The following is a 25,749-nucleotide window of genomic DNA, read 5'->3' on the forward strand; positions in this document are numbered from 1 at the left end:
GTCCTGATGGCTATATCAGAGCGCCGCACCTCAGGCGCGGCATTGAATCCCCCCGGGCTCAGCCGCGCGACATCCGATCACTGCGTTTGGTATCGGCGAATCCGTCGGCGATAGACGCGGCCAGCTCGAGAAACGCCTGGCGGGTCCGGTTGGCCATCAGGTCCAGCACCACCTCGGACCCCTGTGCCAGGTGGTCGTCGAACGGGATGACATGGACCGACCGGATACGCGTCAGAAACTGGGCGGCCAGCTTGTCCAGATCCACCGACGCTTTGCCGGGGCGTGCGGCGCTGATCACCACCGTGGCGTTGGGGACCAGATGCCCCCGACCGTGATGCTCCAGCCAATCCAGGGTTGCGAACGCGCTGCGGGCGGCGTCGATGGCGGGCGAGGCGACCAACACGATCGCGTCGGCTTCGTCGAGGACGGCCGACATCGCCGAATGCACCAGGCCGGTGCCGCAGTCGGTCAGGATCAGGTTGTAGAACCGCTGCAGCAGCCGAATCACCACGCGGTAGTCGGCGTCGGAGAACGCTTCCGAAGTCGCCGGATCACGCTCGGAGGCAAGGATTTCCAGCCGGCTCGTGCTCTGCGACGTGTGTCTGCGAATGTCGGAATACCGAAAGATGTTGTCGTCCAACAACAGGTCCCGCACTGTGGACCTACTCTGATCAGGCCCGCGCTGTGCCAGGGTGCCGAAGTCAGGGTTGGCGTCGACGGCGATGACGCGGTCGCCGCGGATGGCAGCGAAAGTGGACCCCAATCCGACGGTCGTCGTGGTCTTGCCGACACCGCCCTTCATCGACAACACCGCGATGCTGTAGTCGCCGCGCACCGGTTGACTCACCCGCGCCACCAGCTTCTGGCGCGTGTTCTCCAGTTCGGATTCGCCGGGGTTGAGACCGGTGAAGCGGTGCACCACCCTGCGCCAGCCGCGCTGCGGCAGCGGCCGGGCGCGGCGCACCAGTCCGAGATCGGTGTGCGACGGGATGCGCGGGTCGGGAACACCCGGCTGCGGAACCGGTGCGCTGAGGGCGGCGCGGGTGAACGGTGTCGCGACCGGCGGGGATGCGGGCGGCTGCAGCCTGGGGTCCGCGGAGGGTTGGGCCGGCTGTTGGGCGACGGCGGGCGGCGGTGCGGCCACCGGCGGCGGCACCGGCCGCCTGGGTAGTGGGGCCGGACGCACCGGCGGTGCCACCGGCGGCTCTGCGCCCGCAGCGGGCCGGCGCGGCGGACCCGGGCGCACCCGCGGCTGGGGCGGCAACCGGAAGACGGCCGTGCTCTGCGCCATCGGGCCGGGACGCGGCGGCGCTGGATCCGGCGCGGCCTCAGGTTCTGAGTGCGCCTTCGGTTCCGGTTCCGACGACTCCGGTTCCGACGACTCCGGTTCCGACGCCTCCGGTTCCGACGACTCCGGCTCCGACACTTCCGGTTCTGCCGGCGGCGCGGGCGGCAAAGTCATCACCTTGGTGCCTGCCGACATCGGTCCCGGCGGCGCCTCGTCGACGTCCGATCCGTCGGATTCCTCCGCCAGCTTGGCCTGAATTGCTTGTACGGGGATGGGATTGGTGTCCGCGTCGCTGCTGCGCTTGAACCCGGTCCTGGGTGCGTCGGATTGGCTCACTATCGCGTTCTCGAAGTCAGCTGGCCGGTGGACATGCCCAGCACATTTCCCAGCGCAGCACGCATGTCGCCGAGCTCGATGCGCATCAGTTCGGTCTCGTCGAGATCTTCGACGCTGACGTCCGGGCGCTCGCTGAGCCGGTACTCCCGCTCCTCCTCGGCCGCTTCGATCACGTTGCGGACGAACCGCCCGTTGCCCACCAGATCGACATCGCGGCGCAACTGCCCGGAGTCGTCGGCCGATTGACTGTCGTAGAGCACCGTGCAGGCGGTCACCAGTTCCTCGTAAGCAGGTTCTGTGAGCTCAGAGTCGCGGGTCTTGGCGATCAGCCGGCCGATGTCGCCCAGCTCGGTCGGGGTGTAGGAATTGAACCGGATCCGTTTGGTGAACCGCGAGGCCATCCCCTCGTTGGAGGCCAGGAAGCGGTCGATCTCTGCGTCGTAGCCGGCGATGATCACCACTAGCCGGTCGCGGTCGTTCTCCATCCGCGCCAACAGCGTGTCGACCGCCTCCCGGCCGAAGGCGTCGCCGCCGGCCAGCCCGGTCTGGATCAGCGTGTAGGCCTCGTCGATGAACAGCACGCCGTCCATCGCGGTGTCGATCAGCGCCGACGTCTTGATCGCCGTACTGCCCAGATGCTCTCCGACGAAATCGGCGCGCTTGGCTTCGACCACGGCGGGCGTCTTGAGCAGTCCCAATCCGCAGTAAACCTGGGCCACCACGCGAGCGATCGTGGTCTTGCCGGTTCCGGGTGGTCCGGTGAAGGCCAGGTGCAGGCTGCGCGCAGCCGCGTTGAGGCCCTTGCCTTCGCGGACCTTGGCCAGCTTGGCGGCCGACCGCAGCTTGGCCACCTGCAGCTTGACGTCGGTCAAACCGATCTGCCGGTCCAGCTCCTGCTGCGCCGCGCGCAGGTACTCGTTGCTGCGCTCGTTCATGCTCTCGACGTCGACTTCCCGGGCACTGCGGGCGGTGCCGGGATCCCACTTGTCCGTGCGGGAGTCGATGTCGTCTTTGCTGGTGATGATGAGCCGGAATTTGGGATCGTGCAGCGCCGACGCGTTGGCCTCGAATCCCGGCTCTTCGCTGTAGATCCGCTCGAAGATGACCCGGGCTTCGGCCTCCTTGCCCATCTCGCGCAGCGTGAGGCCCTTGCAGAATTCGGCGGCCCGGCCGGCAGCCGGAATCGGACCGTCGATCGCCTGGTCGAGGCGCCGGATGCCTTCACCGAACAAGCCCATCTGCGCGCACGCCGAACCGACCATCAGGTGTGCTCCAGCCGCGATGTAGTCGTCGCTGAACGAGGCCGAATTAGCCAGTGCGGCAAGCACATCGGGCCAGCGCTGGGTGGTGAAGTGCAGCACGGCCCGCACGTAGGCGCAGATCTCGGCGGAATCGGCGTCGCCGTCGGGCATGGATCGTCGCATGGTGTCCAGCTCGTCGAGCACCCGCTCGGCCTCGTCGTAGTCCTTGCCGGCGATCATGCTGGCTGCGTAGCCCAGCCACACCTCGGTGAGCGTGCTCAGCGTGTAGTCCAGGTACAACCCGGTCTGGAAGCGGCCGGCCAGCGCGTGCCGGGGCAGCCCGAGGCGACGCTGCTCGCGGTACAGGTTGTCCTTGCTGGTGCGCCAGAGGTTGTAGATCACCTCGCTGCTGGTGTCACCGGCGGCGGCACGTCCCAACCACGCGTCGCTCATCTGCGGATCGTGCTCGGTGGCACGTTTGAACGCCAGGGCCGCGTACTGCACATCGCGGTCGACTTCCAGTCCGTTGACGGGAATGCCCAACGACAACACACCGGCGTCGAAGACGCGCTGGGCATCCCTGGTGCCAGGCATCTGCTTGATGTCCTTACTACTAGCGACTACGAGCTAGGCGAAAGTCGCGCGAATGAGACCGCTGCCGGTGGTGCGGATGACGGACCGCACAAATAAGCACAAAACGTCCTTTCCCCCACACCTGGCGATAGGAAGTTATTGTACCGATCTGACGGGTTTCAATATCGCGCCTAAAGTGAGGACACGTGCCCCCGGAACATCCGCAACAGCGAGCGCAACCGGTTCGGTCTCGCACCGGCACCATCGCTGTCGTCACGACCGAACGCGGGCTCCCGACGGCGCTCAAGATCGACCGCAGTGAACTGGCCAGACCGCCGCAGGAGTTGGCCGGCGAGATCCTGGCGTTGTGCCAGCTGTCGGCACTGCGGTCTCAGGTGGCCTACCGACGCAGCCTGGTGGACAAGGGCTTCACCCCCTCGGTACTGCGCGAGATCGGTCTGCCGACCGAGGACGACCTGGCGCGCGCCGAGCTCGAGCTGTTCGGCGACGAGGACGACGACAACCCGACGACCTGGCTGAGGCCGGTATGACCAGCCTGGCCCAATCGGTGATCGCGCGGGCCATCAAGCAGCGCGACCTGTTGCAGTCGATGACCGAGCAGTCCAAGACGATTTCGGCGCGGGTGACCAGTCGCGACCGCGCGGTAAGCGCCGAAGTCAACGGCCTCGGCAGCCTGACCGGATTGTGGCTGGGCCCCCCCGCCAGCCGGTTGGATCCCGATGCGCTGGCTTCACTCATCGTCGAGACCGCGCAGGCTGCAGCCAAGGTGGCCATGGAACGCTACAGCTTCTTGTTCAAGGAGTTCAGCACCCGCATGGACGAGCTGCAAAAGGCCCCGCTGGTGCGCAGTGACGGCACCGTCGTCGAATCGGATTAGCCCCTTTTCCTGCGCTTATTGCACACGTGTGAATCGCGGGCGTGACAAGAGTCTGCTTAAAATTCGTGCGGTTTATAGCTGACCCGGGTGCTTATCGTGAAACGACCAGCGCTGGCGGACCGGGGACAGCGGGAAATGGGGGGAAGAGATGCCGACGCCATTCGAGATGCAGCCCGAGTTCATGGCAGTTCTCACCGACGCTCAGCAGGCCGCGAGCGCGGCGATCACCACGGCGTTCGGCGCCGTCACGCCCGCACAGATGAGTTCGTTCTCGATGGCGCTGGGCCCGATCGCAGTGGCGAACATGATCCCGGCAATGTTCGAGTCGACGGCGAACAACGTCGCCAGCGGCATGATGACCGCCGCCAAGCACGGATTGCTGGGCGCGGCGACGCACATTTCGCACGCCGCTCAGTCGAACGTCGACGGCACCGTCGAAGCCTAGGCAGCGCGCATGGGCACCACCGACGCGGCGCCGCCCGGCCAGGTCGATCCCGCGGACTTCGACCATCTGCCGGTGGTCAACCAGCTGGAGAACGACCTGCAGGCCTGGCTCAACCGTCCGGTGCAGGACATTCTGCATCAGTTCAATCTGGGTCAGCTCCCGCCCGGCGGCCCGCAGTTCCCCGACGAGGCGATCCCTGCTGACCTCACCGCAGCTCCCGGCGGCATGGGCAACAACTTTGCCGGCGGGCTGCTCAAACCCGTCACCGACATGCTCGGCACCCTGGGCCCGGGCCTGTTCCAGGGCCTCAATCCCACGCAGATGTTCGGCGGGATCAGCCAGGCCTTCCAACAGGCCGCCGGCGGGGTGCAGCAGGCGCTGGGCCAGATGATGGGCGGTGCCGGCGGCCAGGGCTGGTCCGGCGCCGGAGCCGGCGCCGCAGCCGCGAAGACCGGAGAAACCCTCGCCAACGGGGCGGCCGTTGCCGCGCAGGGCACTGCGCTGGGCGGCGAATACAGCGCCGCCGCCGCCAACGTCGCGCAAGGGCAAGCGCGCCTGCTGGAAATCCTGCAGCAGTGCCAGCACGAGCTCGAGGCACTCTCGGCCGGGTTGCCGTGGACCGCGCCGAACATGGTCGAGTCAGGTGCGCGAGCCAGCGCGCTGGCCACCGAAGCCATCACTGAGCTGGAGAGCACGCTGACCAGCCAGGCGGCCGCCACCACCGCGACCGGTGCTCCCGTCGCCGTCGCCCAGGGCCCGCAAATGGCGATGGGGATGCTCGCCCCGATGTTGTCGGTGGGGATGAGCATGATCGGTCCGGCGATGCAGATGGGCATGATGCCGCTGACGATCGGGATGCAGGCGGGCACTCAAGCGCTGCAGGCCGGGATGCAGGCCGGCACCGGGCTGGCCTCCAGCCTGGGGCAGGCAGCCCAAGGCACCGGTGGCGCTCCGGCTGCATCAGCGCTGGGGCACACCGGCCGGATGGTCGGTGCTCACCCCGGCGGTGGCGGTCACGGTGGCGGCGGCGTCGGCGCCACGAGCCCGGCCCGGGCCACGCCGTCTTCGCCCATGGTGCAGAACGACAACACCAACACCGCGGCCATGGCGCGCTCGCTGTCCGCCCGGCCGACCGCCGGCGCGGCCGGAGTGGGCGCCGCGGGCATGATGGCCCCCGGTGCTGCCGGCTACGGCGCCCAGGGGGGTAAGGCAGGCGCGGGCGGCAGCCACACCTCGGCCGCGTTCCTGCACACGACGGATCAGGGTGGAGAGATCGTTGGCGATCTCGGCACCGCCAGCCCTGCCGTGATCGGCGATCCGACCGCCCACCTCGACGACGACCCCGACATCAAACTTCGGATTTAGGAGCACAGAAATGAGCGACAACAACCGGCTGTCCATCCGACCTGACGAGCTGACCGAAGCCACCCGGCAACTCGATGAACTCGCCAACCGCATGCAGCGGGTGATGGACGCCGAGCGGCCCAACCTCACCGCTGTCACCTCGGGCCGCGACGAGGTCTCGCAGCGGGTGGCGCACACCCTCAATGAGGTGCTGGGGTCTTTCACCAAGGCATCCGACCAGGGCGCCAACGCAATCCACGAGGCGTCGGCGGCGTTGCGTTCGCACTCCGGCCGGATGGCCGAGGCGGACCTCGCCGACTGACCGACCCGTCGCTTGTAGCGGCGGCACTGAGCCACTGGAAGGGGGGGTCGAGAGTATGGGATTCACCAATGTCGTCTGGGAAGCGCGCAGCACCGAGCAGCTTGCGCAGGATCTGACTGAGGGCCCCGGGCCGTCCTCGGTCGGCGAAGCCGGCGCCGCATGGATTCGGGTAGCCAACGAGTTCGCCAAGGTATCGGCCGATTACGACCGGTTGATCGAATCCTTCCAGGCGGCCTGGGAGAGCAGTACGTCCCAAGCCGTAGCGCGCAAACTCGAAGCCTTCGGGAAGTGGCTGCAGGCGGCCAGCCTGAGCGCCGCGGCGAACGGACGGCGCGCGGAAGAAGCTGCGGTGGCCAACACCGTCGCGATCCTGTCCATGCCCAGCGTCTCCGAAGCCGTGGAAGCCAAGGCGGCCCAGGACATGATGGCGTCGCTGTCGGCCTACAACGGCGCGATCCTGCAGGGCAGCTTCGCCGAGTTCGACGAGGCCGCGTCAGCACAGCAGGCGGATGCCGCCGCTGTGATGAATCGGTACGAGGAAGCCTGCGCCGAACTCGCCGAGCCCTGGGAGCAGCCGGTGCCTCCGCAGATCACCAATGGCGCCGCGCTGAAGTCCGAGAGGGAGGGCAGGTCCAAAGGCGGTTCCGGCAGCGGCGGTGGCGGTGGCGGCGCACCGAGGCAGCTGTCACCGATGCTGGCCAGTCCGGTCGCCCCGTCCAAAGACCCGGCGCAACTGCGCAAGACCACCTTCTCCGCCGATTCGTCCAGCAGCGGGATGGGGCGCGGCGGCGGGGGCTACGCCCCGATGGGCGCCGGCCGGCGGGACGGCAGCGGCCAGTCTTACGAATCGTTTCGCGAGGCCGGCGCCCTTGAGGGCGCCGGCGAGGCGGGTGCAAGTCTGTCCGACAGCGGCCAGTCGTGGCTGCCGGCCGCGCAGCAGAGCGACGCCCCGTTTACCGTCTCGCACGTCAGCTGGGGCCCCAACACTGCGATTTTCGACGACCTGGCGGCCCCCGAGCCACAGCACGCGGAGGGCTTCGCCGAAGAACCCGAACGGACCTTGCAGCAAGTCTCTGACCGGTGGGTCTCCCCGGCGGTCATCGGCGCCGAGCAGGAGGTGAGCCTGTGACCACCGCGGTGTTGTCCGGGTTCACCCTGACCGATGACGAACTGCAGGTCGTGGGAGCGCGAGTCGGGATTCAGGGTTTTCCGGCAGTCTTGGGAGTGCACCCCCGCTATGGCACCGTCGACGCACTGGACGCGGCGTTCGATGCCGCCACCCGCAGCCTCGCCGCCCGGGGACTGATCCTGGACGGCAACGTCGATCCGGACCTGGTCCCACTGCTACGCGCGCTGCGCCGGCCGGAGCGGGAATTGGCGATGCGCCTGGTGACGCCCGACGGGATCGCCCGGGTGAGCGTGGTTCGCTGCGGCAACATCGGTGTGCTGGCCCGGCGGGTGGGCGATCAGATCACCCTGCGGCCGGCCGACGGCGCGGCAGACCAATCCTGGGCAGCCCGGGCCCTGCTCAGCGCGCTACCGCGAGCCGAGGCCGCGCAGCTGGTTCCGGTCGGCGCACCGACGGAGTCGATCAGCCGCAATCTCACCGGGACGCACGACGCCGCACAACTGGCCGACCGGGTGCGTGCCCTGGGTGCCGAACCGCGCACGGCCATGCTATTGGGCTCGGCACTGGCGTCGCGGATGGCGTTCGCCGAGATCGTCTACTACACGCTGTGCAGTGACCAGGACCGGATTTCTCGTCGGCCGGCTGCCGTCGCGGTGTTCTACACCAAACGAGGCCGGCTGGTGGGAGCACCCAGCGCCTCGCCGAGCGGCCAACTGTGGACGACGCTCAAGCCCGGATCGGACCACGCGATCGGGCAGGCGATCGGTCAACTTGTCGAGTTATCGGCGGACCAATGGGAGGCGTCATTGGCTTAGCGCGATACGTCCAAGAAATAGAGCCACCGTGTCCTCGTTGGTGAGGGCACACGGAAAGGGAGAAACGTATGTCACATCCTTTTGAATTAACCGAAGACGCCGATCCGCACGTCAAGAATATCTTCGAACACCTGCAGTCCACCGACCAGCTGATGAAGAAGATGGACGACGAAGTCACGCAGATGGTGGGGCTGAACTGGCACGGCAACCAGGCCCAGAACTTCCACGGCCGGATGGTGGAGCATCTCGACCACATTCGCACCATTCAGCAGCAAACCGATGCCCTGGCCACTAGCTCCATGCAATACATCCAGGACCACCGCAACGTCGACGCGTAGAAAGTCAGGTAACAACTCATGGCATACGGCATCAAATACAATTTCGAGGCGAACTTCAGCACGTTGGACGCCATTCGGCAGATCACCTCGGATGCGGAGAACATGCGGACCGAGATCGACGGTCTCTTCAACGCGCTGACCTCAGGGCCCTACACCGGGCACGCACCGGAGGAGATCAACGCGCTGCGGGTGCGCTTCTCCAACGAGATGGACGAGATCATCCAGGACCTGCACGCCACTCAGGTTCGTGCCGTCGACCAGAACCAGCTGGTACAGGATCTCGACAACCAACAGGCCGCCAACATCCTCGGATGAGGCCGGAACAAGTCTAGAGGCTGAGGCCCGGGCTCGTCTTCGACGAGTCCGGGTTTCCACCGTTCGGGCGACAGGATCCACACACTTCCGGTCAAGTACTACGTCTCGACCACACGGCGCCCAGGTGCACTTTCGTGTTGTCGAATTCGCGAACAACGGACAGCAGAGTTTCCGGCGTTTGTCCGCCGGCGAGATCGCGCCTTCGACTGAGCCAGTACGCGGCGACCGCACACACCACGCTGGGACAGCTATGCCTGTTCCGGCGCGCCGCCCCGCAACCGCCCGAAGTTCTCAGATACCGACCCGGCAAGCTCCAGGTAGGCCTGCCTGGTCGCGGGCCGCAGCCGGTCGAAGTCGACGTCGGCCCCCTCGGCCAGATGAGGGTCGAACGGGATCAGATGAATCGACCGGCAGCGCGTCTGGAAGTGCTCGTACACCTTGTCCAGTTTGAGGGCCGCCGACCCGGGCCGGGAGGCACTGAGCACCACGTGCGCTTCCCGCACCAGCCCCGAATGCCCGTGCTGCACAAGCCAGTCCAACGTCGCCGAAGCACTGCGTGCGGCGTCGATGGCCGGCGAACTGACCAGCACGATGGTGTGCGCCAGATCCAGCACCGCCGACATCGCCGAATGCATGATGCCGGTGCCGCAGTCGGTCAGGATGATGTTGTAGAAGTGCCGCAGAATCTCCACCGTGCGTCGGTAGTCATCGGCGCCGAACACCTCTGAAACAGCTGGATCCTGTTCGCTGGCAAGCACTTCCAACCGGCTGGTGGCCATCAGGGTGTGATTGCGGACGTCGGCGTAGCGGTTGATGTTCGGATCCGACAACAGGTCACGCACGGTGGAGCGGGTCGACGCGTCGCCGACTCGTTCGCCCAGCGTGCCGCGGTCGGGATTGGCGTCCACGGCGATCACCCGGTCGTGGCGCACCGTCGCCAGTGCCGAACCCAGCCCGAACGTGGTGGTGGTCTTGCCGACTCCGCCCTTGATCGACAGCACAGCGATGCGGAAGTCGCCGACGATCGGCTGCCGAATCTCGGCAAGGAGATGTTCGTGCCGACGTTCCTTGCGCGACGCCCCCGGATTGACGTGCCCGGACGTGGCTTTGTGCACCGCGCGACGCCAGCCCGACGGCGGGGCGAACCGGTCCAGATTGGCCACCTCGGCCTCGTCGATGGGCGGCGGCGCGCGGAAAGGCTGATAGCTGGGCGGTGGGCCCACCGGCGGTTGAGGTCCGCGGGCCGGCGGCGGGCCCCCGGGGGCACGGGGCGGCGGGCCGGCGACCGGTCTCGCGGGCCGTTGGGGCGCGGCCGGCGGGAGGCGCTGACCCGGCGCAGGACCGGGCCACCACGGCGGCGGAAAGGGGCCGGGCGGTAGCGGAGGCGGAAACGGCGGCAGGGCGCCCAGCCGCGGCCGGGCGGGCGGTGTCGGCGGCGCCCGCGGTGCAGGCGGGGGTTCGGTTGACGCTGTTGTGTTTTCGACCACCTCAGTTCCCGACGTGGTCGAAATCGGCATCTGCCACGGCGGAAACTCCGGCTGACGCTCCGTCGAATCGGGTTCTGTGCCAGCTAGATTCGCTGCCGGTGCGGCAGTGTCGGATTCCGCGGGCCGCGCCTCGACTGTGGAGTCGGTCTGGGGCGCATCGCTTTGCGATGCCGACACCTCGGCCATCATGTCGGTCCAGTGCCATTCCGTGGGCGTAGGATCGTCGGCGGCAACCGGTTGTTGCGACTCCACTTCGGGCGCAGGGATTTCCGTCGGCAGCCACTCCTCGACACGTGCCGTAGCGTCAGCCGGGGGCACGCGGTCGTCCGGTTCTTCCGCCGCCGCTGACGAAAACTGAGCTCTCTTGGCCTGCATTTGCTCGAGTAGCGCTGCGGCCCGCAATTCGATTTCGTCGAGTGCACCGGCTTCGTCGGGCCTGGGCTCCTCGGGTGCCAACGACTCAGGAGTCGGCGACTCGAAACTCGCTTCCGTCGACGGCGCAGGCTCCCACCCATTCCCCGTCGACACTTCGACCGGCGGCTCGGGTTCTGACGGTTTGAGTCTCGCCGCGGATTCGGGCGCTTCGGTCCGCTGAGCTTGCCGGGAATGGCGACCGAAATGGGCGGACTCGTCAACCTGACTCACTGCGGGGGGCGGCGAGGACGCTGGATCCGTCGGCGGCGGTGCGGGCACCGGTTCGGTCGGCACCGCGGCTGTGTCCGACGCAGCCTCACCGGGCCGGCCGGCCTGCACGCGGTCACGCCGCACCGCCACCCGCCTGGTCTGCTGCTCGGCCGGCTCCGGCGCGGGGGCGGGTGGGTGCGCGACGTCCGGTTCGGTTCCAGAAGCAGGGACCGGATCAAACCTCGGCGGGGCGGCCGCGGGCGGTGACGGCGTGCGTTGTTCGACGGCGGGCACGTCCGTCTTCGACGAGCCGCGGCCATTCCCACCCGCCTTGTCTTCGGCCCGGTCCCTGCCCTTCGTCTTGTCCCGGTCGCGCTCTTCGCGACCGATCGGCACGCGCCGCCGCTGGGTCTCGCCGGTCAGCCACGGGGGATGCGCCAGTGACCCGCGTTCGTCGTCAGCAGGCGTTTGCCTGGGCGATTGTTTCGACACTGTCCTCCCCCTTCCCCTCGCAAATTCGATTCCGCGCCGTTCTCAATCCTACGTAGCGCGAAACGGTTAATTCAGGTCGAGATTCCCACAGCTTCGCGCGCGCACGAATGGCGATTCGTCAATTCGCCAGGTCGGTGCGCCCGGAGTCAGCCGACCTCAACTCACGACGGCGTCTTGCCACGGACAGCGCCACAGCCACTGCGGCCAACGCCACCGCGCCGACGGTGACCGACAGCACGATGATCTGCGCACGTTGACTGCTCGGGTCACGGCGCGGTCGCCCGGCGATAGGCCGCGCCGCTTCGGGGTTGGGCATCTCGCTTGGCGTCGGCAGCCGATAGGTCAACGCTGCGACGGGGTCGATCACGCCGTATCCGGTGGCCTCGTTGGGGCCCGCACCCGGAGTGTGGGCGGTCCGCTTGATCAGATCGATGATCTGGCCGGCGTTCAGCTCAGGGAACCGGGACCGAAGCAAGGCCACCAGACCCGAGACGAAGGGCGCCGCGAAACTCGTGCCATTGATGGGCGCCAAACCCTGCTGACCCATGACAGCGTTGATCAACCCGGGGCCGTTGGAGTCCAGCGAGATGATTCGTTCCCCCGGTGCCGCCACGCCGACCCACGGACCGCGCAGGCTGAAGTCGGCCGGCTCGCCGGATGTCGTCAGCGCGCCGACGGTCAACACGTAGTCGCTGAACCAGGCGGGACTGGCAACGGTCCGCACCGAATCCCAGCCACTCTTCAACGGCATGTTCGGATCGGGCATGGCGTTTTGGATCTTGCAGAGGCCCTGGCTGTTGAAGTTGCCCGCCGCGGCCACCACCACCACGTTGCGCTCGAACGCATAACGAACCGCGCGGCCGAGTTGGACGTCGTCGAGGCCGCCTCCTACCGGGCCGCACGCCACTTCCGACAGGTTGATGACGGTCGCGCCCAGGTTGACCGCGCGGGTGATCGCGTAGGCCAATGTCAGGGTGTTGCCGTACCCGGGCGAGATGGCGTTGGGGTCGTTGGTCTGCCCAGAGCCGCCCTCCTTGACGCCGTAGACGGTGCTGTTCTGCCGGATCGACAGAATGGTCGCCTCCGGCGCCAGGCCCGCGAAGCTGTCGGCGGGACTGGGGACCGCCGCAATGATGCCTGCCACCAGCGTGCCGTGCGCGTCGCAGTCCTGCAGCCCGTCGGTGTTCGACACGTAGTCGCCGCCGCCTTCCACGGCCGGCAGCCGCGGATGCCGATTCACGCCGGTGTCGATCACGGCGACCTTCTGTCCGGCGCCGCGGGCGAACCGCCACGCATCGGGGTAGTTCAGCATGGCTTCGGCGCTGGTCTGCAAGGTGAAGTCGGTCTGGGGCAGCACCCCGGTGGGGACTCCGCAGATCGCCTTGAGATCTGTCGGCTCGACGGGTCCCAGCGGTCCATTCGGCGGCGGCCCCGGCTCCACCGCCGGCGGGCGGATCGCCTGCGCCGCTGCGGGGTTCAGCGCCGCGATCAACAGCAGCGCGCCCAGCACCGCGGCCCCGCGCCTCATCAGAATCCCAACCGCTGGTAGACGCCCACCACCCACAGCGCCAGCGGAATCAGCGAACCCACGGCCAGGTAATCCAGGTAGGCCAGCAACGTCGCCACCCGGGAAAACGGACCACTGCCGGACTTTTTCAAGCCGGACAGGGCGCCGCCCAGCGCAACGGCCAGCAGCACGCCGAGCGCGACCTCCGGCATCGGCCGAGTTCCGCCTTGCGCCGTCACACACGTGCCGATCACCAGGGCTACTGCGGGCACGGCCAGCGCAGCACGCTCGAACCCAGTGGCATAGACCCGGCTGCGCAACGCCAACACCGCCGCACCGGCCAGCGCGAAGACGAACTCCGGCCAGTCCGCTGTCGGCCCGCCCCGCACCAGCAGGAGCACGTAAACCATTGCCGCGGAGGCGAACCCACTCAACAATGCGGCGCGCGTGACAGCCGCCGACTTCGCTCTGGTCCACACCTGCTCGGCTGTGGGCATCATGGTGCCCGAATCGCCCGTCATCGGCGCGGACGGCTCGAAAGGATTCTGGAAATCCCAGTCCTCGCGGTTGGTTTCGACGGCCACGGTAGGCGTCTCGAACCGGCCCAACCGCGTCGTCAGCCGCTGCACACTCAGGCACATCAGGATCGCCGCCACCGCAGCGACCACGAAGACGATGTCGCCGCGGACGTGCGACGCACGCACCGCCAGCGCGACCCCCACCACACCGAAGAGCAACCCGACCGCGACGTACGCCCAGTGGCCGGTGCCGATGATCCGGTCGTACCCGAGGCAGCACACCAGCACCGTCCCGCAGGCACCGGCCAGCCCGTAGTCGCCGTACCGGGCCAGCAGCGCGAAGGCGATCCCGACGGTAATCGGGATCGCCGCCCACCCGAGCGCGGCAGCGACATCGTCCAGGCCGTAGGAGCGGTGCGCCAGGGTGGCCCCGCCGACCAGCGTCAGAGCGACGGCCGCGGCCAGCACGACGATCACACTGCGGTTGGCCGCGGCGACCGGGCCCACCACGCAGTAGGTGATGGCCAGCGCTGCGAGCTGCAGTCCGACGAACGACATCCAGCGCGCCGATCCCGCTCCCCAGGCGGCGTGGGCGGTCTTGTTCAACCGCCCGACGGCGTCCACCACGTCGTCGTAGAGGACCGGCGGCGACAGCGCCCGACGAGCGGACAGCCGCAACAGATCGCCACTGACGACACCGGCGTCGCGCAACGTCTGGGCGGGTTGTAACACCGTGCCGCCGTCGAATCGGCTCAGCACCCAGAATGTCCGGCGCTCGTCCTTGGCCGCCGCGTCCCCGTCCTGTTCCTTGTCCCGGGAGCCGATCAGCCGCGCCAGATCCGCGACGAACCCCGATACCGGCACATCCAGTGGCAGTGCGATGTCCAGTTGCGTCCGCCCCCCGAACACCGAGACGCGGATGTGCTCGGGCGCGGCCGACACCACCCGCAGTTGTCTGAGTTCGCTGACGCCGGTCACAGGTCCGGCATCCTGGAAAGCTGGATCACGCCACTCTTGGTGGACCGGGAGACCAGCATGCCGCGACCCGGCGGCATCTCGGTGGCCCGATAGCCGAACAGCGCCCCTTCGTCCTTGGTGCCGCTCATCACCAATCCGTTGCACGACAAATCCTTGAGCCGTCCGATGAACTGGTCCATCATGGCCCGTCCCGCTCCGCCGATCCGGCGGGTGACCGCCACCCGCAAGCCGATATCGCGTGCCTGGGGCAGGAATTCGGCCAAGGGACTGAGCGGGCTGCTCATCGGTCCGGTGGCGACGAGGTCGTAGTCGTCGACCATCACGAAGATGTCCGGGCCCGACCACCACGAGCGTTCTCTGAGTTGCTGCTGGGTGATGTCGCTGGGCGGCAGCCGATCCTGGAGGGTCGCGGCCAGTGCGGTCATCAACTCGGCGCAGGATTGCGATGCGGTGGCGTATCCCCCCAGGTACTCGTTGGCCACCACACCGAGCATCGAGCGGCGGTAGTCGACCAGGACGATCTTGCACTGGTCGGGCGTGGTGTTCTCCATCAGCCCGGTGGCGATGTTGCACAGCAGACTGGTCTTGCCGCATTCGACGTCGCCGAACGCCACCAGGTGCGGCTGGGATTCGAAATCCAAAACGACAGGCGCCAATTCGGCTTCGTTGATGCCGATGGCGACACGTGCGGCGTCCAGCATTCCGGCCGATCGCGCCGCCCGCACCACAGCAGCACGATCCAGGTTGTGCGGCAGCATCCGCACCCGCGGCGCCTGCCGGTTGCCATAGTGCGCGCGCATCGCGTTGACCGCACTCGACACGCCTTCGGGCAGATCCTCGACCCCCGAACTGGAGTCCAGCCGCGGCAACGCAATCAGGATGTGCAACCGCTCGTGACTGATACCCCGGCCCGGCCGGCCGACCGGGATCAGCTCGTTGAACCGGCGGCCCACGTCGCTGTCCAGCGCATCACCCAGCTTCAACTCGATGCGGGTGCCGAGCATGTCCTTGACCGCCGAACGCATCTCCATCCACCGGGTCGCCGAGATGACCAAATGCACACCATATGAAAGACCTTGCACTGCAAGCGAATTCAGTGTTGGTTCCAGCATCTCGAAATCGCTTCGGATCGACGCCCAGCCGTCGATCACCAGGAACACATCGCCGAACCTGTCCTGGCTCAACGGATCGGCGGCGGCGACCTCCGGCGGCAGGGCTGCCAAATGCGCCTTGCGGGCTCGGAAGTCTCGCATCGACTCGATACCCAGGTCGCGGAACCGCGACTCGCGCGCGCGCAGCACGCCGGACACCTCGGCCACCGTGCGACGGATCGCGTCGGCATCCATCCGGCCGGCCACCCCGCCGACGTGCGGCAGATTGGCCAGACTGCTCAGCGTGCCACCGCCGAAGTCCAGACAGAAGAACTGCACCTGCTCGGGGGTGTGCGTGGCGGCCGCCGACATGATCAGAGTGCGCAGCGCGGTGGACTTACCCGACTGCGGCCCGCCGACCACCGCGACGTTTCCCTGGGCGCCGGACAGGTCGACCATCAACACGTCGCGGCGCTGGTCGTAGGGTCGGTCGACCACCCCCACGGGCAGCCACAACCGGCCGTCCAAATTCTCCGGAGCCGACCAGTTGGCGTCCGCCAGCAGCTGGTTGACCGCCGGGCTTTCGTCCAGGGGCGGCAGCCACACTTCGTGGGCCGGCCGACCGTGGCCCCGCAGCCGCGACACCACCACGTCGAGCAGGGTGATCTTGCTCGGAGACATCGGCTTGGCTTCGGCAATTTCCGGATCCGCCGTCGGGGTGACCGACACCTCCTTCTTGACCGGGGTGGCGGTGAACAGTTTCGGCGCCAGCGCGCCCAGCTGCCTGCCGCGACCGGTTTGCGCCCGGCGGGGCCGCACGTAGTCCCCGGAGACATAGCAGGTGTTGAACCGAATCGGTTCGGACGCATCGCATTTGAGGAAGGCCGAGCCCGGCACGCTGGGCAGGTGGTAGGCGTCCGGCACGCCGAGAACGCTGCGCGACTCGCCGGCAGAGAATGTCTTCAGGCCGATCCGGTAGGACAGGTGCGAATCCAGCCCGCGCAGCTTTCCTTCCTCGAGTCGCTGCGAAGCCAGCAGCAGGTGTACGTGCAGCGACCGGCCCAGTCGGCCGATCATCACGAACAGCTCAGCGAAATCCGGCTTCTGGGAGAGCAATTCGGAGAATTCGTCGACGATGATGAACAGTGCCGGGAGCGGTTCGAGTTCGGCGCCACCGGCTCTGGCCCGTTCGTATTCGTTGACGTTGGGGAAGTTGCCGGCCGATCGCAGCAGCTCCTGACGGCGGTTCAGCTCTCCGGCCAGCGCATCGCGCATCCGGTCCACCAGGATCAGTTCGTCCTCGAGGTTGGTGATGATCGCCGCGATGTGCGGCACCCCATCTAGTCCGAGAAACGTTGCGCCACCTTTGAAGTCGACCAGCACCATATTGAGCACGTCGGGTGAGTGCGAGGTGATCATCGATAACACCAGGGTGCGCAGGAACTCCGACTTGCCCGAACCGGTGGCGCCGATACACAGGCCGTGCGGGCCCATCCCGGACTCGGCGGACTCCTTGATGTCCAATTCCAGCGGCTGACCGTTGGGCGTGTAACCGATCGGCACCCGCAGCCGTTCCCGTGGTGAGCGTTTGCGCCAGACCTGCTCAGGCACGATTTCGGCGGCGTCGGGAATCTTCAGCAGTGCCATCAGTCCCGGGTCGGTGGCCCGCGCATCGGCCTCCAGATTCACGATGTGGGCGGCACTGGCCAGGCGGTAGCGGCCGATCCGGCGCGCCGTCGCCTCGGCTTCGGCGACGGTGATCGTGTCCGGTGTGGCGAACCGTTCGACGCCGACCGCGGTGCTCGCACCGACGCTCTCCCCGTCGGCGTCCCGGTCCACCACCAGGGCCAGGCCGCGCCGGTTGGCCGCCGCGTCCGAGCCGTTCAGGTCGAGCAGGGTGACACTGTCCAACCCGGCATCGGTGACCAGGCGCTCGGTCCCGGTGATGTAACCGTCGTCGATCACCGCTACCAGTTGTCGCAGACCCTTGGTCGGCTCGGCGTTGCGGCTGAATCTGCCCCGCTCCCCCAGGTCCGCGGACAGCGAGCGCTCCAGCAGTTCCAGGCTGGGAAACAGCAGGCGCATCGGGCCCATCCCGTCCCGCGCGGTGGCGTGCTGCGCATGTGGCAGCCACTTGACCCAACTCCAGTTCTCGCCGTCGGGGTTCGCGGTGACCACCGCGACCTGAACCTGGTCGGGGCCGTGGAAGGCACACAGCTCCAACACCATGGACCGCACCAGCTGCCGGGCCAGCTTGCGGTCGCCGCCGAAGGTGATGGAGGGGAAAGCCCGCAGGGACACCGCCGTGGGCAGGGCGTGCACCACCGAGTGGGTCTTGACGAAACGGCGCAGCGCCACCGTCGACACCGGTTCGAGATCCTCGGGCGGCCCGGTTTCCGGTGCCAGCAATCGGGTGGCCAATCGGTGGGTGCCGATGCCCACCCGGACATGGCACCAGTCGTTGTCGGTGATCCGCCGTTCCCACATCCGCCGGGTGCCGGCCACGTCGGCCAGCGCCCGCGGGTCGGGGTGCGACCACTCCAGGGCGGCGCGCTGACCCTCGCCGGTTTGCTCGGCGTCGTCACGCAGGTTGGCCAGGTAGCTGAAGTAGTCCTTGCGCTCCTCGTTGAGTTCGGCCGCCGCTTTACCGGTGCGGCCGCCGCCCCCCATGAACATGCCGGCCATCGACATGATCATCATCATCGGGAAGATCAGGAACATCGGATTACGCGTCAGATCCCGGCCCCCGACGGTCACCATCAGCGCGATCATCCCGACCACCGCGACGATCATCACCAACGGCAGCAACTTCGTGAGCAGGTTGCCGGGGATCACCCGGGGCACCTCCGGCGGCGCCTGCAGGTTGACTTCCCCGCCCGGCATCCGCGGTGGCGACACCCGCAATCGGCGCACGAAACCCTGCGTACTCAAACGGTCTTTCCCCGAACTTCCCGAAACTTTTAACCGGCTTACCGAAATAGGCTTGAGACGTCCAAAGGTATGGTCACCAGCGAGTGACACCACCCGCAGGAGGCCCGATAGCGATGACTCTACCGCCGTCGCTGTCGGAATTAGACGCCGAATCGGAGGCCGAGCCCACGCTCAGCCGCGTCACGCTCGTGGTCGGTGACCTGCGGTTGGACTTCGGTCTGCCGGCCAATACCAGCATCAGCGCGTTCATCGACGACGTCATCGACATCGCCAACGAGCAAATCGCCGCGCACCCCGCCTCGGACACCGGACTCGAACAGGTCGTCTTCGACACGACCGAGGGAAAGTGGACCCTGGCGCGCCTCGGAGACGACGCGATCGACCCCAGCCGGTCCCTGTCCGAGGCCAATATCTACGACGGGGAGCTGCTGGCCATCCGGGAGATCGACCATCCGCAGCGCCCGATGTTGTTCGACGACGTCGCGGACGCCGGCGAGCAGGCCCGGAATCCGTTCACCGCCTGGTCCGCCCGCGATGCGCGGCCGATCACCTTTTTCGGGGTGGGCCTGACCGCCGCCGCAGCCGTCGCATTCCTGCTGCCACGCCACGCCGAACGGATCTATGTCCCGGCGACCGCGCTCGGTATCGGGGTGCTGACAGTGATCCTCGCGTGCGTGATCGCGCACCGTTCGGGGCGTTCGGAGTGGGTGGCCGCGGTGGCCACGCCGCTGCTGTTCGGCGGCGCGCTGTATGTGGTACCGGACGGCTTCGGGGTGACATCGCTGCCGATGGCTTTTGCGCTGACGGGCCTGGCGTCGCTGCTGATCCTGCTGGTGACCGGCCGGGGCCGCACCCTGCACACCGCGGTGATCGCGCTCGCGGTGATCGGTGGCGCGGCCGCCGCGGTTGCGCTGCTGTGGAATCCGCCGCCCCGCGCGATCGGCGCGGTGCTGGCCACGGTGTCGGTGATCGTCGTCTACCTGTCCCCCCGGGTGACGATCCTGCTGGCCAAACTCCCGGTGCCCCGGGTGCCGACGGCCGGGGAACCACTCGACGACATCGAAACCCAGGGTGGGACCACCGTGGAGGGGGTCAACGCCGTCGGCAAACAGGTCATCCCGACCGAGGAGGGCATGACCCTGCGGGTGCGCCGGGCCAGCCAGTACCTGACCGGCATCCTGATCGCCGCCGCGCTCACCGCGACCGTCGGCTGCTACCTGGCGGTCGACGTCAGCAACGGATTCTATTGGCAGGGAACAGCTTTCGCTTCCGCTGTGGCCACCGTACTGTGTCTGCGGGGCCGCAGCCATCACGATCTGGTGCAGTCCGCCACGTTGATCGGCGCGGGCCTGTCGATCGCGTTGCTGACGATCGTCAAGATGGCGGTCGGCCTGGACGATTGGGAATTGGACGCGACGCTGGCGTTGGTGATCCTGATGGTGCTGCTCGTGGCCTGCGGCATCGTCGCGCCCAGGTTGGAGTTCTCCCCGGTGATGCGCCGCCAGGTCGAGATTCTGGAGTACCTGGCCATCGTGATGGTGTTCCCGCTGTGCTGCTGGATCGTGCGACTGTACGCGGTGTTTCGCGAACTGCGGCTCTGATCGCTCAGGACTTCGGCTGCTCGACCTTGGACCCGCGCGGGTCGGCGGCCATCCCGTCGTGTGCCACCAGCGCCGCTTCCTGCGAGAGTTCCGGACCGGCCGGCAACAGGGCCACGACCGGCCACGGCGCGAACTGCGGCACCTCGGCGTCGAGGCGCGCGTCGTGCACCCCGGTGACGCCCAGCGCCGCGGCCGTCGGCAGATCCTTGAGGTGATAGCGCACGCCGGAATCGGAGATGTAGAACAGCTGCCCCATCGCCCGGCTGTCCACCTCGCCGCCGGTGGTCTGGACATACTCACCGGTGCCCGGCTTGATGTACACCGAGTCGACGCCTGGACCGTTGCCGTCGGCGGTGGCCAGGCTGACGGGTTGCGCCCCCTCCGGAATCGGGAGGCGATGCCCGATGAGCAGGTGCACTGCTGCCTGGGCGGCGGAGTTACCACGCTCCCACGCCATGCACACCACCCGGTCGGGTTCAGCGTCCACGATCTGCGGCGACACACTCGGGTAATGGTCCAACGGCAGCGTGTGCACAATCGGCAGTTGACTCACCACCGCCGGCGACACCTCATGATTCCCTTGTGCCGCAACGTCATTGGGATTGCTGTACCGGATGATGTCGGCGGCCGCCGATGAGATCGGCTGCAGGCCGTCGGCCAGCACCACATAGAGTTGCTCGCCCCGCGAGTCGACTGTTTTGACGATCGAGCCCACCGGGTAGGTGGGGAAACCCGGGACGACGCTGCCCGCGCCCTCGATCGTCACCGACCGGATCGGCGCAACCAATGGGAAGGTGTTCAGCAACGCGACCGAGATGGGACGTACCTGCGCACGCTGCAGGTGCAGGGCGTTGATCACGACGGAGTCCGAGGGATCGATGACCGCGCGCACGCCGTCGAAGACGAGGTAGACGGTGTCCCCGGAGCGGACGAGCAGCATCTGGGAGGTCGATGCCCGGCGGATGTCGTCGTCGAGGGTGAGGTCACCGGCGACGACCGCGGTCTGCACGCTGGCCAGTCCGACGTTCTTGGACACGTCCGGAGTGGTGACCGCGTCGCACACCGTCCACCGCGACGTGCGCAGGTCCGCGCCGGCGTGAATTCCGTTGGGCGCTCCGATGATTCCGACCATCGGTCCACGCGGCAACTTGTTGAGCCATTTGTCGCTGACCGACTTGGCGGGATCCGGTTTACCCGTGATCAACCGCGCGGAGGCCAGATTCAGCACCGGATGCAGGCGATCGCCGATGCGGACATACAACCCGCCGTTGGTGCTCAGCAGAATCTGGGCATCGCCGATGTTGGGCGACGGCTTGAAGAAGGCCAGCACCCCGGCGGCCCCGGTGATCAGCACCGCGATCACCAGACCTACCAGCAGCGAACGGATCTGCCCGCGCATCGGGTCGTGAATCATCCGGGAGTCGGCGCGGATCAGCGCGTGCTCGAGTCGGCGAATCAGGAATCGATAGCCGTTGACCTGCGCGCGCGTCGTCACTTGCGCAGGCATGTTCACCCCCATCAGCGTCGGGCAAGCACCGAGCGTGGATAGCGTATAACGCCGTCACCAGCTAAAGCCGCGCGGATTTCCGCCCGCAACACTGGATAGGATCCGACTGTGCCGCGTCGTGCAGGGACGCGCCCGGACCCGGGTGCGCCGTCGGAGCCGAACGAACTGCGGTCGACAATCGACATCGGCGCGCAGCGCTTCCTGCCGTTGCCCGACCTGCTGGTGCTGCAGCTGCTGATCGCCGCTGGGACGGTGACCGCACCGGCGCTCGGGCTCCCCGGCTGGCAGGGCAGTCTGGCCGGGCTTGCGGTGGCGCTGATCGTGGTGCTGCGCTTGCGCGGCACCACGTTGCCGCGGTTGCTGGCCCTGCGGGCCGGCTTCTGGCGACAACGGCGGCAACGGGCCCGGCGGACGAATCATGGGGCCCCCTTCGATGTCCCCGGTGCCGAGGGTGCACTGATCGGATTCCGTTGGGACGGCAGCACTTTGATGTCGTTGCTGAAGATCGAAGAGAACCCGCAGGCCATGACCATCATGGAGCCGGGCACCACGGTGTCCGGGGAGACCGTGCCGGTGCGGGCGCTGGTGGACTGTCTGCAGCAGTTCGACATCACCCTGGACTCCATCGACGTGCTCAGCCAAGGCGCCCGATCCCAGGGCCACAGCCAGGTGGCCGCGGTGTACGACGCCGTGCTGGGTCCGCTGCCGGCGATCGCCCAGCGCCACGTGTGGATCGCGATCCGGTTCGACCCCTCCCGGTGTGCCGACGCGGTGCGCCGCCGTGGCGGCGGACGGGACGGGATCCTGCGTGCGGCCACCACCGCCACCCGCCGCGTGGCCAACCGACTGACCGAGGGCGGCCTGCGCACCCGGGTGCTGACAGCCGCCGAGATCGGTCAGGCGACCAATCAGCTCACCGACGGGGTGGACCTGGTCACCGTGGAAGAAACCTGGCGGACCTGCCGCGAAGGCCGGTTCCGGTTGCGCAGTTTCGCGATCAAGCCGGACATGTTGACCACGGCGGGACTCGGACTGCTGTGGACCATTCCCAGCTACTCGACCACCATGAGCCTGTCGTTTCGGCGCGAGCATCCGAGCGGTCCGGTCGCGATCCGCGGATTGGCACGCTTCGACACCCACGGCAGGGCCCGGATCAACCTGCGCGGACTGACCCATCTGCGGGGCAGGCAGTATGCGGCACTGGCGGCGAGCCTCCCGGTGCCAGCGCCGCGGCAGCCGATCGTCAAGTGGGCCTACTCCAGCACGGACCCGGACCGGGACTTCGCCTCACTCTGCGTACCGGCCTCCGGTTGCGGGCAGGTGATCGGAGCCGACGAGGACGGCCGGGCGGTGGCGCTGGCGCTGTTCGGTCCGCAGATCCGGCGCGTGGAGATCGCCGGCACCTTGCACCTGGCCCAGCAGGTGGTGTTGCGGTCGCTGGCGCTGGGCGCGCACGTGTTGGTGCATACGCGGCGTCCGGCGCTGTGGCGCACCATGGTTGACGAGGTGGACGATCACGACCTGCTGTGGGTCGCCGACTTCAACCGGGGTTCCATGCAGGCCGGAGCCGACCGCAATTATTCGGTGGAGATGTTCGACGGGGTGACCGAGCAGTCCGTGCGGGTCGGCGTGACCGCGATCGTGGTGATGCCCCCCGGGGCTGCCGTGACGGCCAACGCCGACGTCGCGCTGGAACTGCTGGATCTGCGGACCGACACAGTGCAGGTCAGCACCCGCGCGGGCGCGTCGGTGGTCACCATGGTCGCGACCGACGAGGAGATGCGTTACCTGAAAGCGTCTTTCGCCGCCGAGGACTAGAACCGCGGTCCGCGGTGCCGTTTTGCACCGCTGCGGTGCGCTAGCGTAAATCGAGGTCACCCCGGATCGGGGCAGTTCAAAGGAGTGATCATGTCGTACCCCTCGGGCGGTTACCACGCGCCGGAGCAACCGGGCGCATCCAGCGATTACTCGCAGTGGGTCGCCGAACCGGAAACCGGCGCCAAGATGTCGCACCGCGCGCTGTCGCTGGCCGTCGCGGTGCTGGGTCTGTGTTCCTACCTGGTCAGTTTCGGGCCGATGCTCGGCGTCGGTGGTATCGACTGGGACGTCCGGTTTCCCGCCCTGGCCGGCCTGTTGGCGGCATTCGGGCTGCTTCCCCGGCAGACGCCGGCCGCGAAGTGGGTGGCAGCGCTGGCCGGGATGGGGTTCTTGGACGCCTTATCACGCGGAGTCGTGGTGCCCGACGGCGTCGAACCGGGTTGGGCGCTGTGGGTGGTGGTGGTGCTGAACGCGGCGCAGACGGCCGTCGCGGTGGGCGCCGTGCTGAACCAGCCGGCCCAGGCCGACCCGCAGCAGGCGTGGTACGCGGCCTACGCCGAGCAATATGCGCAGGCCGCGGCGCAGTACTACGGGCAGTATGCGCACGAGGACGACGGTGCGGCCGAATACCAGAACGGCTCCGGGCAGGCCCATCAGGTGCAGCCCGCGTCGGCCACCGAATCGCGGCGGGCCGCGCAGAGCGCCAGCTATGCGGAATTCTTCGGCGGCCCGGCCACTGCGCCGACCGGTGCGTCGTCGACCGCGCCCGTCGCGCCGTCCTCGGGACTGCCCAACGTCGGCCACTCCCCGCAACCCGCGCAACAGCAGACAGTGGCCTTCGAGACCGGCTACCGCAGCGCGCCGCAGTAACTGCTCAGCTGACGGAGAGCTGCCCGATCAGGGTGGTGAGCACGGCCGCGACATCGTCGGGAACGGGGCGCTCGGCCTCGGCGTCGGCCAGGACCGAAGCCGGCAGGCCCGCGGCAGCCGCAGCTTCTTCCAGGCTGAGTTCGGCGCGGTGCCGCGCGCCGTACAGGCGCTGGCCCAGCGTGGCGTTCGGCGAACGCGCGGCCCGGTCCATCACGTCGTTGTAGGCCCGCCGGACGGTACTCAACGCCAGTACCACCGACGGGGTGCCCTTGGTGTTGCGGGCCGCATTGGCCGCGAGGTTCTCCAGCTTGCGCAGGTCGGCGAGGATCTGCGTGACTCTCGGCGCGAACGCCGGGTCGGCCGGGTCGGGCAGCTCGGCGGTGGCCGTGCTGATGGTGTGCATGGCCAGTTCGACGGCCTCGGCCAGCAACGGAGCCCGCACGGTGTCGGTGAGCACCTCGGTGGATTCCTCGGCACCCGAAGGGACTTTGCTGGGGACGGTGGCCGGCGCCGCGATGGGCAGCACCGCCGAGCCGCTGCGAATGCGGGCGATGGTGCCCGGGCTCCATTGCAGGGCCTTCTCCAGCTTCGCCAGCGTGGCTCGCCGCGGCCAACTGCGGCCCTTCTCGAAAGCGATCAGCGTGCCGGCGTTGATGATCTTGTCTTTGGCCAGGCCGCGCTGGGTGATCTCGAGTTCGTTGCGCCGCGCCGCGACGGCCTGACCCGCGCGCGCCACGCCGGGATCGTCGGCCTCCCACCACTGATCTTCGTCGGCGTCGGGCAGCTCGATCACGGTGGTGATGTCCCGGGCTGTGTCGGGCACCGAACCGGGTGACAGGGTCACCGGGAAGCCTTGGGGGTTGGCCAGATGGATGGTGGTGGTATCGGTCACCTGCACCGAGCTGCGCCGCACGCCGTCGAGGTACATGCCGTTGGTGCTGGTGTCGATCGCCTGCCAGCCATCGTGATGTGGTTCGAGGCGCAGGTGCCACCGGGAGATCCGGTCGTCGGGGAGACGAATGGTGGCCGAGGCGTCTCGACCGATGACGGCGACACCGGCCGACGGGTCCAGCATGTGCTCCTCGTCACCGAGCCGGACCACCAGCGCCGTCGCGGGCACGGTCTGGTCAGGTGTCACTGCGCCACTCCCCCGGCTTGGACTCCCGAAGAATCGGGCATCGTCGCTGCAGCCTTCCTTCAGCACTGTGGGTCGATGCTACATCTTTCCTGCTACATAACCGCGTTCGACCCTCGAATCGCTGCGGTTCTCGGGTGCAATCG

Annotated in this window: 19 protein-coding genes and 1 pseudogene; 12 read left to right on the top strand and 8 right to left on the bottom strand. The window is 67.9% G+C overall.

Annotated elements, in window-relative coordinates; all coding sequences use genetic code 11:
- Positions 1-58 precede the first annotated feature (58 nt).
- On the bottom strand, positions 59-1,483 hold the full coding sequence (locus AC5Y6Y_RS10550; RefSeq protein WP_499930080.1) for a MinD/ParA family ATP-binding protein: 1,425 nt from the start codon (positions 1,481-1,483) through the stop codon (positions 59-61).
- A gap of 140 nt (positions 1,484-1,623) precedes the next feature.
- Positions 1,624-3,459: a type VII secretion AAA-ATPase EccA gene (gene eccA / locus AC5Y6Y_RS10555; protein WP_499929959.1), complete on the bottom strand. Its 1,836-nt coding sequence runs from the start codon at positions 3,457-3,459 to the stop codon at positions 1,624-1,626.
- Between the two features lie 185 nt (positions 3,460-3,644).
- Between eccA and AC5Y6Y_RS10560 the strand changes: the two genes are divergently transcribed.
- The 9 genes from AC5Y6Y_RS10560 to AC5Y6Y_RS10600 all read left to right on the top strand — a co-directional run bounded on the left by AC5Y6Y_RS10560 (position 3,645) and on the right by AC5Y6Y_RS10600 (position 9,044).
- On the top strand, positions 3,645-3,989 hold the full coding sequence (locus tag AC5Y6Y_RS10560; protein WP_463826491.1) for a hypothetical protein: 345 nt from the start codon (positions 3,645-3,647) through the stop codon (positions 3,987-3,989).
- Positions 3,986-4,336, top strand: coding sequence for a YbaB/EbfC family nucleoid-associated protein (locus AC5Y6Y_RS10565; RefSeq protein WP_463826492.1), 351 nt, complete (start codon positions 3,986-3,988; stop codon positions 4,334-4,336). The genes AC5Y6Y_RS10560 and AC5Y6Y_RS10565 overlap by 4 nt, the downstream gene beginning before the upstream one ends.
- A gap of 148 nt (positions 4,337-4,484) precedes the next feature.
- Positions 4,485-4,781 (top strand): hypothetical protein, encoded by a 297-nt coding sequence (locus tag AC5Y6Y_RS10570; RefSeq protein WP_499925728.1) that lies wholly within the window; start codon positions 4,485-4,487, stop codon positions 4,779-4,781.
- A 9-nt stretch (positions 4,782-4,790) separates the two neighbouring features.
- Positions 4,791-6,146, top strand: coding sequence for a hypothetical protein (locus AC5Y6Y_RS10575; RefSeq protein ID WP_499929962.1), 1,356 nt, complete (start codon positions 4,791-4,793; stop codon positions 6,144-6,146).
- 10 nt (positions 6,147-6,156) lie between these two features.
- Positions 6,157-6,447, top strand: coding sequence for a PE family protein (locus AC5Y6Y_RS10580; RefSeq protein ID WP_499925726.1), 291 nt, complete (start codon positions 6,157-6,159; stop codon positions 6,445-6,447).
- A 55-nt stretch (positions 6,448-6,502) separates the two neighbouring features.
- Positions 6,503-7,576, top strand: coding sequence for a PPE domain-containing protein (locus tag AC5Y6Y_RS10585; RefSeq protein ID WP_463826496.1), 1,074 nt, complete (start codon positions 6,503-6,505; stop codon positions 7,574-7,576).
- Positions 7,573-8,391: an ESX secretion-associated protein EspG gene (locus AC5Y6Y_RS10590; RefSeq protein ID WP_463826497.1), complete on the top strand. Its 819-nt coding sequence runs from the start codon at positions 7,573-7,575 to the stop codon at positions 8,389-8,391. The genes AC5Y6Y_RS10585 and AC5Y6Y_RS10590 overlap by 4 nt, the downstream gene beginning before the upstream one ends.
- A gap of 68 nt (positions 8,392-8,459) precedes the next feature.
- Positions 8,460-8,729, top strand: coding sequence for a hypothetical protein (locus AC5Y6Y_RS10595; RefSeq protein ID WP_463826498.1), 270 nt, complete (start codon positions 8,460-8,462; stop codon positions 8,727-8,729).
- An 18-nt stretch (positions 8,730-8,747) separates the two neighbouring features.
- Positions 8,748-9,044, top strand: a complete 297-nt coding sequence (locus tag AC5Y6Y_RS10600) for a hypothetical protein (protein ID WP_463826499.1) — start codon at positions 8,748-8,750, stop codon at positions 9,042-9,044.
- A 248-nt stretch (positions 9,045-9,292) separates the two neighbouring features.
- Here the strand turns inward: AC5Y6Y_RS10600 and AC5Y6Y_RS10605 are convergent.
- The 4 genes and pseudogenes from AC5Y6Y_RS10605 to eccCa form a co-directional block, all read right to left on the bottom strand.
- A pseudogene (locus tag AC5Y6Y_RS10605) lies at positions 9,293-10,714 on the bottom strand (MinD/ParA family ATP-binding protein); the annotation flags it as partial.
- A gap of 1,051 nt (positions 10,715-11,765) precedes the next feature.
- Positions 11,766-13,175: a type VII secretion-associated serine protease mycosin gene (gene mycP, locus AC5Y6Y_RS10610; RefSeq protein ID WP_499929964.1), complete on the bottom strand. Its 1,410-nt coding sequence runs from the start codon at positions 13,173-13,175 to the stop codon at positions 11,766-11,768.
- A complete protein-coding gene (eccD, locus tag AC5Y6Y_RS10615; RefSeq protein WP_499929966.1) occupies positions 13,175-14,650 on the bottom strand; it encodes a type VII secretion integral membrane protein EccD in 1,476 nt (491 codons plus the stop codon). Before eccD (AC5Y6Y_RS10615) ends, mycP begins: the two co-directional genes overlap by 1 nt.
- On the bottom strand, positions 14,647-18,672 hold the full coding sequence (gene eccCa / locus AC5Y6Y_RS10620) for a type VII secretion protein EccCa (RefSeq protein WP_499929968.1): 4,026 nt from the start codon (positions 18,670-18,672) through the stop codon (positions 14,647-14,649). Before eccCa ends, eccD (AC5Y6Y_RS10615) begins: the two co-directional genes overlap by 4 nt.
- A 113-nt stretch (positions 18,673-18,785) precedes the next feature.
- On the opposite strand from eccCa, the gene eccD (AC5Y6Y_RS10625) reads away from it, so the two are divergent.
- Positions 18,786-20,273, top strand: coding sequence for a type VII secretion integral membrane protein EccD (gene eccD / locus AC5Y6Y_RS10625; protein ID WP_499929970.1), 1,488 nt, complete (start codon positions 18,786-18,788; stop codon positions 20,271-20,273).
- A gap of 4 nt (positions 20,274-20,277) precedes the next feature.
- Here eccD (AC5Y6Y_RS10625) and eccB read toward each other — a convergent pair whose 3' ends face one another.
- Positions 20,278-21,780 (bottom strand): type VII secretion protein EccB, encoded by a 1,503-nt coding sequence (gene eccB, locus AC5Y6Y_RS10630; protein ID WP_463826504.1) that lies wholly within the window; start codon positions 21,778-21,780, stop codon positions 20,278-20,280.
- A gap of 108 nt (positions 21,781-21,888) precedes the next feature.
- Here eccB and eccE point away from each other — a divergent pair, with 108 nt between their 5' ends.
- A complete protein-coding gene (gene eccE / locus AC5Y6Y_RS10635) occupies positions 21,889-23,598 on the top strand; it encodes a type VII secretion protein EccE (RefSeq protein WP_499929972.1) in 1,710 nt (569 codons plus the stop codon).
- Between the two features lie 90 nt (positions 23,599-23,688).
- Positions 23,689-24,468: a DUF5336 domain-containing protein gene (locus tag AC5Y6Y_RS10640; RefSeq protein ID WP_499929974.1), complete on the top strand. Its 780-nt coding sequence runs from the start codon at positions 23,689-23,691 to the stop codon at positions 24,466-24,468.
- A gap of 4 nt (positions 24,469-24,472) precedes the next feature.
- On the opposite strand, the gene AC5Y6Y_RS10645 is transcribed toward AC5Y6Y_RS10640, so the two are convergent.
- Positions 24,473-25,606, bottom strand: coding sequence for an FHA domain-containing protein (locus AC5Y6Y_RS10645; protein ID WP_463826507.1), 1,134 nt, complete (start codon positions 25,604-25,606; stop codon positions 24,473-24,475).
- Between the last annotated feature and the right edge of the window lie 143 nt (positions 25,607-25,749).

The organism is Mycobacterium sp. NGS24 (assembly GCF_059813065.1).